The organism is Halorubrum amylolyticum, assembly GCF_004114995.1.
GTDB lineage: Archaea > Halobacteriota > Halobacteria > Halobacteriales > Haloferacaceae > Halorubrum > Halorubrum amylolyticum.
This window is the reverse complement of the sequence record NZ_SDJP01000001.1, coordinates 287,798-302,098: the sequence shown is the minus strand read 5'-3', so window position 1 is coordinate 302,098 and position 14,301 is coordinate 287,798. Positions and strand designations below refer to the sequence as shown.

Annotated in this window: 17 protein-coding genes and 1 tRNA gene; 14 read left to right on the top strand and 4 right to left on the bottom strand. The window is 67.8% G+C overall.

What is annotated here, in order from left to right; translation table 11 throughout:
• Positions 1–4: 4 nt before the first annotated feature.
• Positions 5–868 (bottom strand): 3-hydroxyacyl-CoA dehydrogenase family protein, encoded by an 864-nt coding sequence (locus ESO89_RS01425; protein ID WP_128903899.1) that lies wholly within the window; start codon positions 866–868, stop codon positions 5–7.
• A 223-nt stretch (positions 869–1,091) separates the two neighbouring features.
• Here ESO89_RS01425 and ESO89_RS01420 point away from each other — a divergent pair, with 223 nt between their 5' ends.
• From ESO89_RS01420 to gfo6, 5 genes are all read left to right on the top strand, one after another.
• Complete coding sequence (locus ESO89_RS01420) at positions 1,092–1,895, top strand: class I fructose-bisphosphate aldolase (RefSeq protein WP_128903898.1); 804 nt, start codon at positions 1,092–1,094, stop codon at positions 1,893–1,895.
• Entirely contained in the window at positions 1,895–2,836 is a 942-nt protein-coding gene (locus tag ESO89_RS01415) for a class 1 fructose-bisphosphatase (protein WP_128903897.1), read from the top strand. The genes ESO89_RS01420 and ESO89_RS01415 overlap by 1 nt, the downstream gene beginning before the upstream one ends.
• 93 nt (positions 2,837–2,929) lie before the next feature.
• Positions 2,930–4,780 carry an acyl-CoA carboxylase subunit beta gene (locus ESO89_RS01410; protein ID WP_128903896.1) on the top strand — a complete coding sequence of 617 codons (1,851 nt, stop codon included), beginning with the start codon at positions 2,930–2,932 and terminating at the stop codon, positions 4,778–4,780.
• Between the two features lies 1 nt (position 4,781).
• Complete coding sequence (locus tag ESO89_RS01405) at positions 4,782–5,327, top strand: redoxin domain-containing protein (protein WP_128903895.1); 546 nt, start codon at positions 4,782–4,784, stop codon at positions 5,325–5,327.
• 76 nt (positions 5,328–5,403) lie between these two features.
• Complete coding sequence (gene gfo6, locus ESO89_RS01400; protein ID WP_128903894.1) at positions 5,404–6,504, top strand: D-xylose 1-dehydrogenase Gfo6; 1,101 nt, start codon at positions 5,404–5,406, stop codon at positions 6,502–6,504.
• Positions 6,505–6,539: 35 nt separating this feature from the next.
• Here gfo6 and ESO89_RS01395 read toward each other — a convergent pair whose 3' ends face one another.
• The 3 genes from ESO89_RS01395 to ESO89_RS01385 all read right to left on the bottom strand — a co-directional run bounded on the left by ESO89_RS01395 (position 6,540) and on the right by ESO89_RS01385 (position 8,346).
• Complete coding sequence (locus ESO89_RS01395; RefSeq protein WP_128903893.1) at positions 6,540–7,373, bottom strand: aldo/keto reductase; 834 nt, start codon at positions 7,371–7,373, stop codon at positions 6,540–6,542.
• Positions 7,374–7,585: 212 nt separating this feature from the next.
• Positions 7,586–8,005: a hypothetical protein gene (locus ESO89_RS01390; protein WP_128903892.1), complete on the bottom strand. Its 420-nt coding sequence runs from the start codon at positions 8,003–8,005 to the stop codon at positions 7,586–7,588.
• A gap of 270 nt (positions 8,006–8,275) precedes the next feature.
• Positions 8,276–8,346: transfer RNA gene (locus ESO89_RS01385), tRNA-Gly, on the bottom strand.
• Between the two features lie 299 nt (positions 8,347–8,645).
• Between ESO89_RS01385 and ESO89_RS01380 the strand changes: the two genes are divergently transcribed.
• Genes ESO89_RS01380 through rpmC form a run of 9 tightly spaced genes read left to right on the top strand, consistent with a single transcriptional unit; the run spans position 8,646 to position 14,299 of the window.
• Positions 8,646–9,512, top strand: coding sequence for a putative RNA uridine N3 methyltransferase (locus tag ESO89_RS01380; RefSeq protein ID WP_128904098.1), 867 nt, complete (start codon positions 8,646–8,648; stop codon positions 9,510–9,512).
• Positions 9,513–9,516: 4 nt separating this feature from the next.
• Positions 9,517–10,533 (top strand): 50S ribosomal protein L3, encoded by a 1,017-nt coding sequence (locus tag ESO89_RS01375; protein WP_128903891.1) that lies wholly within the window; start codon positions 9,517–9,519, stop codon positions 10,531–10,533.
• A gap of 3 nt (positions 10,534–10,536) precedes the next feature.
• Positions 10,537–11,283, top strand: a complete 747-nt coding sequence (gene rpl4p, locus ESO89_RS01370; RefSeq protein WP_128903890.1) for a 50S ribosomal protein L4 — start codon at positions 10,537–10,539, stop codon at positions 11,281–11,283.
• On the top strand, positions 11,280–11,534 hold the full coding sequence (locus ESO89_RS01365) for a 50S ribosomal protein L23 (RefSeq protein WP_128903889.1): 255 nt from the start codon (positions 11,280–11,282) through the stop codon (positions 11,532–11,534). Before rpl4p ends, ESO89_RS01365 begins: the two co-directional genes overlap by 4 nt.
• Before the next feature lies 1 nt (position 11,535).
• Positions 11,536–12,258: a 50S ribosomal protein L2 gene (locus ESO89_RS01360; protein ID WP_128903888.1), complete on the top strand. Its 723-nt coding sequence runs from the start codon at positions 11,536–11,538 to the stop codon at positions 12,256–12,258.
• The gene (locus ESO89_RS01355) at positions 12,255–12,680 is read left to right on the top strand and encodes a 30S ribosomal protein S19 (protein WP_128903887.1); all 426 of its coding nucleotides are present in this window, start codon (positions 12,255–12,257) and stop codon (positions 12,678–12,680) included. The genes ESO89_RS01360 and ESO89_RS01355 overlap by 4 nt, the downstream gene beginning before the upstream one ends.
• Before the next feature lie 3 nt (positions 12,681–12,683).
• Entirely contained in the window at positions 12,684–13,148 is a 465-nt protein-coding gene (locus ESO89_RS01350; RefSeq protein WP_128903886.1) for a 50S ribosomal protein L22, read from the top strand.
• Positions 13,148–14,089: a 30S ribosomal protein S3 gene (locus tag ESO89_RS01345; protein WP_128903885.1), complete on the top strand. Its 942-nt coding sequence runs from the start codon at positions 13,148–13,150 to the stop codon at positions 14,087–14,089. The genes ESO89_RS01350 and ESO89_RS01345 overlap by 1 nt, the downstream gene beginning before the upstream one ends.
• Positions 14,090–14,299, top strand: coding sequence for a 50S ribosomal protein L29 (gene rpmC / locus ESO89_RS01340; protein WP_128903884.1), 210 nt, complete (start codon positions 14,090–14,092; stop codon positions 14,297–14,299).
• The last annotated feature ends 2 nt before the right edge of the window (positions 14,300–14,301 follow it).

The following is a 14,301-nucleotide window of genomic DNA, read 5'->3' as shown; positions in this document are numbered from 1 at the left end:
GCCGCTACTCCTCGTCGTACTCGTAGAACCCCCTACCCGTCTTCTTGCCGAGGTCGCCGGCCGCCACCTTACGTTTCACGAGGTACGCCGGCTTGTAGCGGTCGCCGAGCTCGGCGTGGAGCGTCTCGCTGGCGTCTAACACCACATCGAGCCCGATGTGGTCGGCGAGTTCGAGGGGACCCATCGGGACGTTCGTCCCGAGCCTCATCCCGCGGTCGATGTCCTCCCTGTCGGCGACGCCCTCGTCGTACGCGCGGACGCCCTCGTTGATCCACGGCATCAGGACGCGGTTCGTGACGAAGCCGGGCTTGTCGTCGGCCTCCCACGTCTCCTTGCCGAGGTCCTCCGCGAACGCGTGCGCGAAGTCGACCACCGCGTCCGCGGTGCGCTCCCCGACGACGACCTCCACGCCGTCCATGATCGGAACCGGATTCATGAAGTGGAGCCCGATCACGTCGCCCGCGCGGTCCGTGGCGCTCGCGATGCTCGTGATCGACAGCGTCGAGGTGTTGGTCGCGAGGGCCACGTCGTCGTCGGTCACTTCGTCGAGGTCGGCGAAGACCTCCCGCTTCACGTCGAGGTCCTCGACGGCGGCCTCGATGACCACGTCCGCGGCCGCGAGCGCGTCGAGGTCGGTCGTACCCTCGATCCGGTCGCGGATCGCCGCCGGGTCCTCGTCGAGTCGCTCGTTCCCGTCGAGCCGAGCGAGGCTGTCGTCGATACTCCCGAGTCCGCGCTCGACGTACTCCGGCTCGATGTCGCGCATCACGACCTCGTAGCCGGCGGTCGCCGCGACCTGTGCGATCCCGTTGCCCATCGTGCCGGCCCCCACCACGCCGACGACGTCGATGTCGGATAGCTCCCGCATGCGGGACGCTGTCGCGGCGGCGATGGTAAGTATTGCGACTCCGGGGACGAGGGTCCGCGATCCGTCCGAGAGCGCGCAGAATTAACTATTTGAGTAGTAATTGAGGGATCGGTGAACCGGTCGATAGCGCCGCCGAGGAAGGCTGTATATACGGTCTCTAACCGGACGTAACGAATCGAACGACCATAGCGTTTTTTTACCGATGTAACGGGAGTACGAACTGATGCTTCCTCACGCCGACGACGCCATCTCGCGGGACGGCAAGTCGCTCATCCTCGCGTACGACCACGGGCTCGAACACGGCCCGGTCGACTTCGATCCGAATCCGGCGACGGCCGATCCGGAGCGGCTGTTCGAGCTCGCCACCCACGACGCGGTCACCGCGCTGGCCGTACAGAAGGGGGTCGCGGAGGCGTACTACCCCGACTACGAGGACGACGTGAACCTCCTGTTGAAGCTGAACGGCACCTCGAACCTCTGGATGGGCGAACCCGACAGCCCCGTCAACTGCTCGGCCGAGTACGCCGCCGACCTCGGCGCCGACGCGATCGGTTTCACCCTCTACGGCGGCTCGAACCACGAGATCGAGATGGCCGAGGAGCTCCGCGAGGCCCAGGAGGATGCCCGCGAGCACGACATGGGCGTCGTCATGTGGTCGTACCCGCGCGGACAGGGCGTCAAAAACGACACGAGCTCCGACACCATCTCGTACGCGGCCCGGCTCGGGCTGGAGCTCGGCGCCGACGTGGTGAAGGTGAAGTACCCCGGCTCCGCCGAGGCGATGGGCGAGGCCGTCCGGATGGCCGGCCCCACGAAGGTCGTGATGTCCGGCGGCACGATGCGCGACGACACGGCGTTCCTCCGGAACGTCGCGAACGCCATCGGCGCGGGCGCGACCGGACTCGCGGTCGGGCGGAACGTCTTCCAGCGCGACGACCCCGAGCGCATCCTCGACGCGCTCGAAGCCGTGGTCTTCGAGGAGGCCGACCCGGCGGAGGCGCTGGCGGTCGCCGAGAGCGCGGACTGATGGCCGAGAGCGACCCGACCATCGACGGAGGCGACGATTCCGTCGTCGAGGCGGTCTTCGACGCGGTCGCGGCCACGGCCCCCGAGATCCGTGCCGCGCTCCCCGGTCGACGCGTCGAGAGCGGGACCGACAACCCCTCCGGGGAGTCGGTGTTGGCCGGCGACCTCTACGCCGACGAGCTGCTCGCGGACGCGCTGACCGCGGTCGACGGCGTCGGCTCATTCGTCAGCGAGGAGCGCGAGGCCGCCGTCGACGCGGGCGGCGCGGTCAGGAGCGACGGCGACGGCGCGTACGCGGTCGCGATCGACCCCCTCGACGGCTCCTCGAACCTCCGGTCGAACAACGCGATGGGGACCGTCGTCGGGGTGTACGACGCCCCGCTTCCCGCGACCGGACGCGACCTCGTCGCCGCCGGCTACGTGCTCTACGGCCCGATCACGACGATGATCGTCGCCGACGACGCCGGCGTGCGCGAGGAGGTAGTGGAGCGGGAGCCCGCCGGCGAGGAGGGCGAGGCCGGCGACGGTACGGGCGTCTCTCGCTCGGTCGTCGAAGACGACCTGACGCTCCCGGACGACCCCCTCGTGTACGGGTTCGGCGGGCGCGTCCCGGACTGGCCCGACGACTTCACCGCCTACGCCCGCGAGATCGAAGACGAACTGAAGCTCCGGTACGGCGGCGCCATGGTCGGCGACGTGAACCAGGTGCTCACCTACGGCGGGATATTCGCGTACCCCTCCCTGACCAGCGCGCCGGAGGGCAAGCTCCGGCTCTCCTTCGAGGCGAACCCGATCGCCTACATCGTCGAGCGCGCGGGCGGGGCCGCGACCGACGGCGAAATCGACATCCTCGACGTCGAACCCGAGGGCGTCCACGACCGGGTCCCTCTCTACGTCGGCAACGAGGCGCTGATCGAGCGACTGCGGGCGGCGCTGGACTGATCGGTGGGTTCGCGGCCCCTTCCGCCACCGATCTCTCCGCGTTGGTAGACTTGCATGGAAAACTGTTTAGGATCTACCGCAAATCTTGCGCCCATGAACGTCCACGTCGGCGCGGCGGCGACGCCGGAGGAGGCCGAGGCGATCGCGAAGTCCCTCGCCGAGCACCTCGGCGTCGACGTCGATGTCCACGTCGGGGAGCGCGACGAGCCCGCGGCGAGCGCCTCTCCCCCCGAGGTCGAGTACCCCCTCGACGACGACCTCGGGCCGACCGACCGGGAGCGCGACCTCCAAGCGGAGATCGACGACATCCTCGAAGGCGGCCCCGAGAAGTACCGCGGCCGCCTCCCCGAGCAGGGGAAGCTGTTCGTCCGCGATCGCCTCGACCTCTGGTTCGGCGGCGAGGGCGGGACGCGCGGCGCGGGCGACGCGAGCGCCGCGGAGGGCGACCCGGCCGGGGTCCACTTCGAGGACGGGAAGTTCGCCGCGTTCGACGACTGGCACCCGAACGCGCCGGGACGAGCCGGCCGGGACGGGAACGAGGAGGGTAGTGACGAGGACGGCGAGAGCGACGAGTCCGAGGGGACGAGCGACCGCCTCCCGGGCGACGGCCTCCTCACCGGCGCCGCCGAGTTCGAGGGGCGCGACGTGCACTTCATGGCCAACGACTTCACCGTGAAGGCGGGGTCGATGGCGGCGAAGGGCGTCGAGAAGTTCCTGCGGATGCAACAGCGCGCGCTGAAGACGGGCAACCCCGTGCTCTACCTGATGGACTCCTCGGGCGGCCGGATCGACCAGCAGACCGGCTTCTTCGCCAACCGCGAGGGGATCGGGAAGTACTACTACAACCACTCGATGCTCTCCGGCGCGGTGCCGCAGATCTGCGTGCTGTACGGTCCCTGCATCGCCGGCGCCGCCTACACGCCCGTCTTCGCCGACTTCACCGTGATGGTCGAGGGGATGTCCGCGATGGCGATCGCCTCCCCGCGGATGGTGAAGATGGTCACCGGCGAGGAGATCGAACTGGACGAGCTGGGCGGGCCGCGGGTCCACGCCGAGGAGTCCGGCTCGGCCGATCTGGTCGCCCGCGACGAGGAGCACGCCCGGGAGCTCGTCGCCGACCTGATCGGCTACCTCCCCGACAAGGCGGGCGAGAAGCCCCCGCAGCGCGAGACGAAGCCGCCGACGTATTCACCAGAGGGGATCGACGAGCTGATCCCCGAGTCGCCGAACCGCCCCTACGACGTGCGCGACCTGCTCGACCGGATCGCCGACGCGGAGTCCGTCTTCGAGCTGAAGGAGGGGTACGGCGAGGAGATCGTCACGGCGTTCTGCCGGATCGACGGGCGCCCCGTCGGCGTCGTCGCCAACGACCCCGCGGTGCGCTCGGGCGCCATCTTCCCGGACGCGGCCGAGAAGGCGGCCGAGTTCATCTGGACCTGCGACGCCTACGAGGTCCCCCTGCTGTACCTCTGCGACACGCCCGGATTCATGGCCGGCTCGCAGGTCGAGACGGACGCGATCTTGGAGAAGGGGAAGAAGATGATCTACGCCACCTCCTCGGCGACGGTCCCGAAACAGACCGTCGTCGTCCGGAAGGCGTACGGCGCGGGGATCTACGCGATGGGCGGCCCCGCCTACGACCCCGAGGGCGTGATCGGGCTCCCCTCCGGCGAGATCGCGATCATGGGGCCGGAGGCTGCGATCAACGCGGTGTACGCCCGGAAGCTCGCCGAGATCGACGATCCCGAGGAGCGCGCCGAGACCGAGCAGCGCCTGCGCGAGGAGTACCGCGAGGACATCGATATTCACCGGATGGCGAGCGAGGTCGTCATCGACGAGATCGTTCCGCCCTCGACGCTCCGGGAGGAGCTGGCCGCCCGCTTCGCGTTCTACGAGGACGTGGAGAAGGACCTACCGGACAAGAAACACGGGACGGTGTTGTGACGTGATCGACACCGGCGTCAAAGCGCCCGACTTCATCGCGCCCGCGGTCGCTGCCGAGGGGAAAACTGGAGTGGTCAGCGCCTCCGAGCTGGAGCTGTTCCGGCTCGTCGACCGACACGAGGCCGTCGTCTGCTGTTTCGCGCCCGCGAACTTCGTTCCGACCTGCACCGCCGCCTTCGCCGCGGTCCGCGACGCGGGCTGGCACGACCGCGACGACCTCGCCGTCGTCGGACTCACCGGCGACTCGCTGTACGCGGGGTTCGCGTACGCCGATCGGTTCGACCTCCCCTTCCCGATCGTCTCCGACTTCCACGGGGGGATCGCGGAGTCGTACGACCTGCTCGCCGACTCGTGGGAGGGCCACTCGGACATTCCGCGCCGGGCGGTCGTCGTTGTCGGCGGCGACTGGACGGTGCGGTTCGCGGAGGCGACGACCGACGCGCTCGACCGTCCGGCGCCCTCGCCCGTCCAGAACGCGACCGCGGCGCTCCGCGAGATCGGGGTCGACGCCGACCGCCCCCGCGTGAACTACGACGGGCCGTGGTGATCACGCTCCCGCGTCGCCGTGTGGTCCCCGCCTCGCGTCGCCGGGGTTATTTGACGACCCCCGCTGAGGGTCCGACATGGAAGCCGCCTTGGCGGAGTACCTCGACGAGTTCACGCGCCGTGACTGGGAGACGCTCGACCCGACCGCCGTCACCGATCCCGTCCGAGTCGCGGTCGTCGGCCTCGGCTGGTTCGCCCGCGACTGGGCGCTACCGGGAATCGCGCGGTCGGCGTACACCGAGGCCACCGTCGTCACCGACATCGACGCCGACGCGGTGGAGGCGGTCGCCGCCGAGCGCGACCTGACCGGCGTCACCCCCGAGGAGTTCCGATCGGGCGCCGTCGCTGACGCGTACGACGCGGTGTACGTCGCGACGCCGAACGCGACCCACTTGGAGTACGTCCGGGCCGCCGCGGAGCAGGGGAAGGCGGTCCTCTGCGAGAAACCCCTCGAAGCGACCCTCGACCGCGCCCGCCGGCTCGTGGCCGCGTGTCGGGAGGCCGACGCGCCCCTGATGGTCGGCTACCGGATGCAGACCGACCCCGCCGTCCGGCGGCTCCGCGAACTCCTCGACGCCGGCATCGCCGGCGAGGTGATCCACGTCCACGCGACGATGTCGCAGACGATGCTCGGCGAACTCGGGGGCGACCACGACCAGTGGCGGCTCGATCCGGAGCTGTCGGGCGGCTCCGCGCTCATGGATCTGGGCGTGTACCCGCTCAATACGACGCGGTTCGTGCTCGGAGCCGACCCGGTCCGAGTGTCGGGTCGGACCCGAACGAACCACGAGGCGTTCGCCGGCGTCGACGAGCACGCCACGTTCCGACTGGAGTTCCCCGGCGGCGTCGACGCGCTGTGTTCGGTGAGCCAGAACGCCCAGCACGCGAGCCGGCTGGAGGTCACCGGCACGGAGGCCCGGCTGATCCTCGATCCGGCGTTCTACGAGCGCGAGGACCGCGGGTTCGCCGTCGTCCGCGACGGCACCCGCGTCGACGTCGACTTCGACCAGGTCCACCAGATCGAAGCGGAGTTCGCGTACTTCGGCCACCAGCTGCTGGCGGACGAACCGTTCCACCCCGACGGCGAGCACGCCCTCGCGGACATGCGCGCGCTCGACGGGATCTACGAGTCGGCCGAGACCGGGCGGCCGGTCGATCTCGGCGACGACGCGGCCTGAGGCCGCGCGGCGTCAGTCGATGACCGCGAGCCGCCTCACTGCTCGATCCCGTACACGTCGTCCGTCCAGTCGCGCGCCGGAGTGTCGTACACCGGCCGGTCGCGGTCGCGTTCGTCGAGCCGCCGCCGGTCGGCCTCGTCGAGCTCCCAGTCGAGGTCGGCGTTTGCCCGGACGTGATCTGGGGTCGACGACCGCGGGAGCGCGACCACGTCGTTGTCGAGCGCCCACCGGAGCACGACCTGCGCGGGGTGTTTGTCGTACTTCTCGGCGAGCTCGGCGACGACCTCGTCGTCGAACACGTCCGTCCGCGCGAGGGGCGCCGCCGCCTCGATCACGGTGTCGGACTCGCGGCAGTAGTCGACGAGGTCGGGGCGCTGGAACCACGGGTGGAACTCGATCTGGTTGACCGCGATCGGCACGTCCGAGACGTGGTGGGCGCAGCTCAGCTGGTAGGCGCTGAAGTTCGAGACGCCGACATCGCGGACGAGCCCGCGCTCGCGCAGCTCGGCCATCGCCCGGAGGGTCTCGCGCAGCGAGATCGCGGGGTTCGGCCAGTGGACCAGATACAGGTCGAGGTAGTCGGTTCCGAGCCGGTCGAGCGACGCCTCGCACGACTCGATCACCGACTCGTAGTTGAGGTTCTTCGCGAGCACCTTCGAGGTGAGGAACACGTCGTCGCGGTCGTACTCCGCGAGCGCGTCGCCGATCGCCGCCTCGTTGTGGTACCCCTCGGCGGTGTCGATGTGCGCGTAGCCGGCGTCGAGCGCCGCGCGGACGCTGTCGGTCGTCCGGTCTCCGAGGTCGTACGTGCCCAGCCCGAGCGCCGGTAACTCGGCGCCGCTCGGGAGCGTCTTCGTAGGTACGGTCACACGACACGGGTTCGGCGGATCGCCGATTGAAAGTACCGGTAGGGGAAGGGCGGCTCCGGTGAACGACTTATCAAGGAGTTCATCCTGACACTGCTGCGGTCAATACAGGGGACTCACAAATCATTCAGTACGGGGGAGTCTCGGAACGTTCTGAACAGGCAACTCGTGATTTGGCCAACCGTTTTTCAGTTGTTTATTTCGATCTGACCCGATTAATCTCCCCGCTCATAGGAGAATACCGTCGTGCGATCGTTCTCCTCATGGACGTGGATCAACAGCAAATCGTTAATAGTGAAGTTCGCGGTGATTTCGCCGGTGTATGCCACCGTCGCCGGGCCGTCACAATCGTCACCAGTCGCCTCTGTGGTGAGTTCAACGATCACATCGCCCTCATTGCTGGCAAACGCCGCAGTCTCAAGCGTGACGCAGTCTAGGTCTGCTCCAAAGGTACCCTCCACAGTAGCGCGGTCGTCGTTTACCTTGACTGTTGCCTTGTCCTCCGGATCGTCGTTGATCGTCACTGATTCTATCTCAACAGTTGCCGAGGCGTCGGGAGGAGTATCACCGAGGCACCCACCACCGACGGTAGCAAGTCCAATTCCGGTACTGGCGAGAAATCCTCGGCGTCTCATATATGAGACACGATGAATGTTAGATATATGCTTTGTCTCACTTGTTCAGGTAGGTGGTTGTTTTGAGTCGGTCAATACGCAGTCTTCACTGACTAGCTGATTCAGACGAGAATTCATCTGAAGAAGAGGATTTCAACAAAGCCGAAACGGTCCAATTGAACAGAAGAAAGCGAATGCTGACCAAGAGAGTCTGCTTCGAGAAATGCACCGGCCGAGACTCCACGCGAGCGCAGCGAGCGGGGAGTCAGGGCGGTGCACGACTGAAAGGAGTGCACCGGCCGAGATTTGAACTCGGGTTGCAACCATGGCAAGGTTGCGTGATACCACTACACTACCGGTGCGTGCTTCGCATCTCCACATAGCCCGAGTCGGAGATATAAGGGTTCCGAACGACGGTCGACGACCCCGGTTCCCTTCGATCGCGCGGGCCGTCCCGGTCCGCGTTTCCCGAGTGGGTCAGTCCGGCCCGAGTCGATTCCCGCCTTTGGTCAATTCGGCCCGTTCCGGATCGTGTGACTCGGTCGCTCGATCGCCCGGTCGAAACCGCCGCCAGACCCCGTGTGAACGCGCCACAGCCCGAAAGCGGGACCGCTACCCTTTTACGATGTCGTCCGAAATCGAGGAGTACAGTCTCGCCACGATGCGTACCGAAGACGGACTCACGATCTGCATTCCGTCTTCGGTCGTCCGGGAGGCCGAAGACACTCGCGAGGCGACTCGCAAACTCGGCTACGTCGCCCGTGCGGCGGCGGTGTTCCGGGCGGATCGACTGGTCGTCTTCCCCGACAGGGAAGGCGAGCGGCGACGGGACGGCGAGTACGTTCGGACCGTGCTGGGGTACGCCGCGACCCCTCCGGGGCTCCGCAAGGACCTCTGGGGGGAGCGCGACGAACTCCGGTACGCCGGTGTGCTCCCGCCGCTCCGCGTGCCGTGGCGGACCGGCTCGACCCCTAGCGGGGAAGAGTCGAAAACACAGGGACTCGTGACCGAGGTCGGACCTGAAGGCCGCGTCCGGGTCAATTCCCCGCTGCGGGAACACCCGATCTCCCTGCTCGTTCCCTCCGGAATGGAGGTCGAGCAGGGGGAGCGCGTCACCATCAGGGTCTCTTCGAGAGAACCGGTCCGCGCCCGCATCACCGGGAAACCGGAGGACGGTTTCCAGGTCGTGGAAGCGGACCTGTCGGAAGCGCTCGCCGGCGACGGCTTGGCCGTCGCGACGTCGCGACACGGGGAGGAACTCTCCGTCTCGCGGCTCGGCACCATCGTCTCGGACGCGCGGGAGGCCGGCGGGTACACCGTCGCCTTCGGCGCGCCCGAGCGAGGGCTTCCGGAGATGCTCGGGCTTTCGCCCGCCGGCATTCGGGCGGCCGTCGCCGACGGCCGCTCGGTCGAACCCGATCCGGGGTTCGACCTCTGGCTGAACACGATCCCGGCACAGGCGAGCGAGGTCGTCCGGACGGAGGAGGCTCTGTTCGTGACTCTCGGCTCGCTCACACTCACGGAGTAAACACATGCCACAACCAAGCCGACCACGAAAAGGCTCGCTGGGCTACGGCCCGCGTACCCGCGCAGACCGCGAGGTCCCGCGCATTCGATCGTGGCCCGACGACGACGGAGCCCCCGCACTGCAGGGGTTCGCCGGCTACAAGGCCGGAATGACGCACGTCGTTATGGTCAACGACGAGGCCAACTCGCCGCGTGAGGGAATGGAAGAGTCCGTTCCCGTCACCGTCGTCGAGACGCCGCCGATGTACGCGGTGGCCCTGCGCGCCTACGAACAGACGCCGTACGGAAAGAAGCCGGTCGAAGAGGTATGGGCGACCGAGTTCCACGAGGAGCTCGACCGCGCGCTCGACCTCCCGGCGGAAGACACCTTCGAGGAAGACGCCGAGGAGCTGCGCTCGCTGCTCGACCAGGACGCGGTCGACGACGTCCGCGTCATCACCCACACCGTCCCCTCGGAGCTCGCGAATGTACCCAAGAAGAAGCCCGACATCATGGAGACCCGAGTCGGCGGCGGCTCCCTCGAGGAGCGTGTCGACTTCGGGCTCGACCTCGTCGCGGAGGGCGGCGCCCACGAGTTCGGCGACGTCTTCCGTGCGGGTCAGTACACCGACGTGTCGGGCATCACGAAGGGGAAGGGGACCCAGGGTCCCGTCAAGCGCTGGGGCGTGCAGAAGCGGAAGGGCAAACACGCCCGTCAGGGATGGCGGCGCCGGATCGGCAACCTCGGTCCGTGGAACCCCTCCCGCGTTCGCTCCACCGTTCCCCAGCAGGGGCAGACCGGCTACCACCAGCGCACCGAGCTCAACAAGCGCCTCATCGACTTCGGCGAGGGCGACGGCGCCTCCGTCGACGGCGGCTTCGTCAACTACGGCGAGGTCGACGGCGACTACGCGCTCATCAAGGGCTCGCTGCCCGGTCCGGACAAGCGCCTGCTTCGGTTCCGCCCGGCCATCCGGCCGAACGACCAGCCGCGCCTCGATCCCGAGGTCCGGTACGTATCCACCGCATCCAACCAGGGATAATCCATGAACGCAACAGTACACGACCTGGACGGCGGGGACGCTGGCACGATCGATCTGCCGGCGATCTTCGAGACCGCGTTCCGACCGGACCTCATCGGTCGGGCGGTCTCCGCCGCACAGGCTAACCGGAAACAGGCCTACGGTGCCGACGAGTTCGCCGGGCTGCGAACCCCCGCGGAGTCGTTCGGCTCCGGTCGCGGGCTCGCACACATCCCGCGCTCCGAGAACGTCGCCCGCCGCGTCCCGAACGCCGTTTCGGGCCGCGCCGCGCACCCGCCGAAGGCCGAGAAGGACCAGTCGAAGAGCCTGAACGACAAGGAACGACAGTTCGCGATTCGGTCGGCCGTCGCGGCCACCGCCGACGCCGAGCTCGTCGCCGAGCGCGGTCACGCGTTCGACGAGGACCTCGATCTGCCGCTCGTCGTGAGCGACGAGTTCGAGGACCTCGAGAAGACCCAAGAGGCCCTGGGCGTGCTCGAAGCCGTCGGCGTCGACGCCGACATCGAGCGCGCCGAGGATGGTCGCTCCGTCCGAGCCGGCCGCGGGAAGACCCGCGGTCGCAAGTACAGCCAGCCGAAGTCCGTCCTCGTCGTCACCAGCGAGGAGCCGTCCCGCGCCGCCCGGAACCTTTCGGGCGTCGATGTTGCGACCGCGCGAGAGGTCAACGCTGAAGACCTCGCGCCGGGTACGCACCCGGGCCGACTCACGCTGTGGACCGAGAGCGCCGTCGAGGAGGTGGCCGACCGATGAACTCCATCATCGAGCACCCGATCGTCACCGAACAGGCGATGAACGAGATGGACTTCAAGAACAAGCTGCTGTTCCTCGTCGACATCGACGCGACCAAACCCGAGGTCCGCGAGGAAGTGCAGGACCGGTACGACGTCTCCGTCGTCGACGTGAACACGCAGGTGACCCCGCAGGGCGACAAGAAGGCCACCGTCACGCTCTCCGAGGACGACGACGCGACCGATATCGCATCGCGCATCGGGGTGTTCTAAGATGGGACGACGAATCCAAGGACAGCGGCGTGGGCGCGGCGGCCCGACGTTCCGGGCCCCGTCCCACCGCTACAAGGCGGAACTGTCGCACAAGAAGCTCGAAGACGTGGACACGATCACCGGCGAGATCGTCGGGATCGAACACGACCCCGCCCGCTCGGCTCCGCTCGCGGAGATCGAGTTCGAGGACGACGACCGTCGGCTCGTGCTCGCGCCGGAAGGCGTGAGCGTGGGCGAGACGATTCAGGTCGGCGTCTCCGCGGAGATCAAGCCCGGGAACACGCTCCCGCTGGCGGAGATCCCCGAGGGCGTCCCGGTCTGTAACGTCGAGAGCAACCGCGGGGACGGCGGGAAGTTCGCGCGCGCCTCCGGCGTGTCGGCGACGCTTCTTACCCACGACCGCGACGTCGCGGTCGTCCAGCTCCCCAGCGGCGAAGTGAAGCGGCTCGACCCGCAGTGCCGCGCCACGATCGGCGTGGTCGCCGGCGGCGGTCGGACGGAGAAACCCTTCGTCAAGGCCGGTAACAAACACCACAAGATGAAGGCGCGCGGGACCAAATACCCCCGCGTGCGCGGCGTCGCGATGAACGCCGTCGACCACCCCTTTGGCGGGGGAGGTCGCCAACACCCCGGCCAGCCGAAATCGGTCTCGCGGGACGCCCCGCCGGGACGGAAGGTCGGTGACATCGCATCCAAGCGCACCGGACGAGGTGGCAACAAATGAGTTCTGACTACCGCACCGGCCGCGAGGGCAAGGAGTTCGCCTACCGCGGTCACTCGCTCGACGAGTTGCAGGAGATGGACGTAGAGGAAGTCGCGGAACTGCTCCCCGCACGCCAGCGGCGAAGCATCGTTCGTGGCCTCGGCACCGAACAGCAGAAGCTGCTGGAAACGGTCCGGAGCCGCGACAAGGAGACGACGGCGGACGACCCGATCCGGACGCATCTGCGCGACATGCCTGTGCTGCCGGAGTTCGTCGGCGTCACCTTTGCCGTGTACAACGGACACAGCTTCGAGCGCGTGCAGGTCGAACCCGAGATGATCGGTCATTACCTCGGCGAGTTCCACCTGACTCGAAGCACCGTCGAACACGGTCAGGCCGGCATCGGCGCGACCCGGTCCTCGAAGTTCGTGCCCCTCAAGTAACCCATGGGAATCAACTACAGCGTCGAGGCCGACCCGGAGACCACCGCCAAGGGGATGCTCCGCGAGCGGCCCATCAGCGTGAAGGACAGCAAGGAGATCTCCCGGGAGATCAAAGGCGAGACGGTCGCCGACGCCGAGGAGTTCCTGCAGGAAGTCATCGACGAGGAGACATCGGTGCCGATGCGCCAGCACAACGCCGGCGCGGGCCACCGTTCCGACATCGACGGCTGGGACGCGGGACGGTACCCCGAGAAGGCCGCCAAGGACTTCCTGAAGCTCTTAGAGAACGTCAAGAACAACGCGGACGAGCAGGGGTTCGACGGCGACGAGATGGTCATCAAACACGTCGCCCCCCACAAGGTCGGCGAACGACCCGGGCGGAACCCGCGAGCCGCGGGCGCCACCGCGTGGAACACCACTCTCGCCGACGTCGAGCTCATCATCGAGGAGCCGGAGGCTGACGAATAATGGCTGACGAACACCAATTCATCGAGGACGGCCTGCGCCGTTCACAGATCAACGAGTTCTTCGCGGACGAGCTCGGCCGCGCCGGCTACGGCGGCATGGACGTCGCCCAGACGCCGATGGGAACGCAGATCGTCCTGAAGGCCGAAAAGCCCGGCATGGTGATCGGGAAGGGCGGGAAGAACATCCGCAAGATCACCACCGAGCTCGAGGACCGATTCGACATGGACGACCCGCAGATCGACGTTCAGGAGGTCGACGAGCCCGACCTGAACGCTCAGATCGTCGCGGACCGTCTCGCGAACGCCTTAGAGCGCGGCTGGTACTTCCGGAAGGCCGGTCACACGACGATCGACCGGATCATGGACGCTGGCGCGCTGGGCGCCGAGATCGTCCTGTCCGGGAAGGTCACCGGTGCCCGCTCGCGCGTCGAGAAGTTCAACCGCGGCTACATCAAGCACAACGGTGAGCCCGCGGAGGAAGTCGTCGACCACGGCCAGGGCGTCGCGGTGATGAAGCTCGGGACGATCGGCGTCAACGTGAAGATCATCCCGCCGGGCGCGCAGCTCCCGGACGACTTCGACATCCGCGAGGACGCAGAGGTCCCGAAGGTCGAGCAGGCGGCGGCCGACGTCGACGCCGACGAGGGCGTCGAATCGCTGCTCGAAGAGGAGCCCGAGGAGGTGCCCGACGTGGGCGCCGACGACGAGGACGTCGAGGTCCCCGACGAGGACCCCGCAGAGGTCATCGACGAAAAGGTCGTCGAGGAAGTCGTCGAGGAGACGCAGGAGACGGCCACGGAGGCGACCGACGCCGCCGCCGAGGAGCCGGTCGGCGACGCCGAGGCCGACGACGTCGAGGAGCTCGACGAGGAGATCGAGGAAGAAGCCGCAGACCTCGTCGCAGAGATGGAAGCCGCGGACGAAGACGAGGAGGACGAGTAAATGGCGATCCTCTACACAGACGAGATCCGCGACATGACCGCGGCCGAGCGCCAGGTCGAACTGGAAGAGCTCGAGACCGAGCTGCTCAACTCGAAGGCGCAGCGGGCCGCCGGCGGCATGCCGGAGAGCCCCGGTCGCGTGAAGGAGCTGAAGAAGACGATCGCGCGGATCAAGACGATCCAGGCGGAAGAAGGCGACTTCGACGAATAACG

Coding starts and splice junctions, on each gene's coding strand:
- ESO89_RS01345 (WP_128903885.1), top strand. CDS start 13,148: ATGGCTGACGAACACCAATTCATCGAGGACGGCCTGCGCCGTTCACAG.
- ESO89_RS01390 (WP_128903892.1), bottom strand. CDS start 8,005: ATGAGACGCCGAGGATTTCTCGCCAGTACCGGAATTGGACTTGCTACC.
- ESO89_RS01375 (WP_128903891.1), top strand. CDS start 9,517: ATGCCACAACCAAGCCGACCACGAAAAGGCTCGCTGGGCTACGGCCCG.
- ESO89_RS01380 (WP_128904098.1), top strand. CDS start 8,646: ATGCGTACCGAAGACGGACTCACGATCTGCATTCCGTCTTCGGTCGTC.
- ESO89_RS01360 (WP_128903888.1), top strand. CDS start 11,536: ATGGGACGACGAATCCAAGGACAGCGGCGTGGGCGCGGCGGCCCGACG.
- ESO89_RS01415 (WP_128903897.1), top strand. CDS start 1,895: ATGGCCGAGAGCGACCCGACCATCGACGGAGGCGACGATTCCGTCGTC.
- ESO89_RS01425 (WP_128903899.1), bottom strand. CDS start 868: ATGCGGGAGCTATCCGACATCGACGTCGTCGGCGTGGTGGGGGCCGGC.
- ESO89_RS01355 (WP_128903887.1), top strand. CDS start 12,255: ATGAGTTCTGACTACCGCACCGGCCGCGAGGGCAAGGAGTTCGCCTAC.
- gfo6 (WP_128903894.1), top strand. CDS start 5,404: ATGGAAGCCGCCTTGGCGGAGTACCTCGACGAGTTCACGCGCCGTGAC.
- rpmC (WP_128903884.1), top strand. CDS start 14,090: ATGGCGATCCTCTACACAGACGAGATCCGCGACATGACCGCGGCCGAG.
- rpl4p (WP_128903890.1), top strand. CDS start 10,537: ATGAACGCAACAGTACACGACCTGGACGGCGGGGACGCTGGCACGATC.
- ESO89_RS01350 (WP_128903886.1), top strand. CDS start 12,684: ATGGGAATCAACTACAGCGTCGAGGCCGACCCGGAGACCACCGCCAAG.
- ESO89_RS01365 (WP_128903889.1), top strand. CDS start 11,280: ATGAACTCCATCATCGAGCACCCGATCGTCACCGAACAGGCGATGAAC.
- ESO89_RS01420 (WP_128903898.1), top strand. CDS start 1,092: ATGCTTCCTCACGCCGACGACGCCATCTCGCGGGACGGCAAGTCGCTC.
- ESO89_RS01410 (WP_128903896.1), top strand. CDS start 2,930: ATGAACGTCCACGTCGGCGCGGCGGCGACGCCGGAGGAGGCCGAGGCG.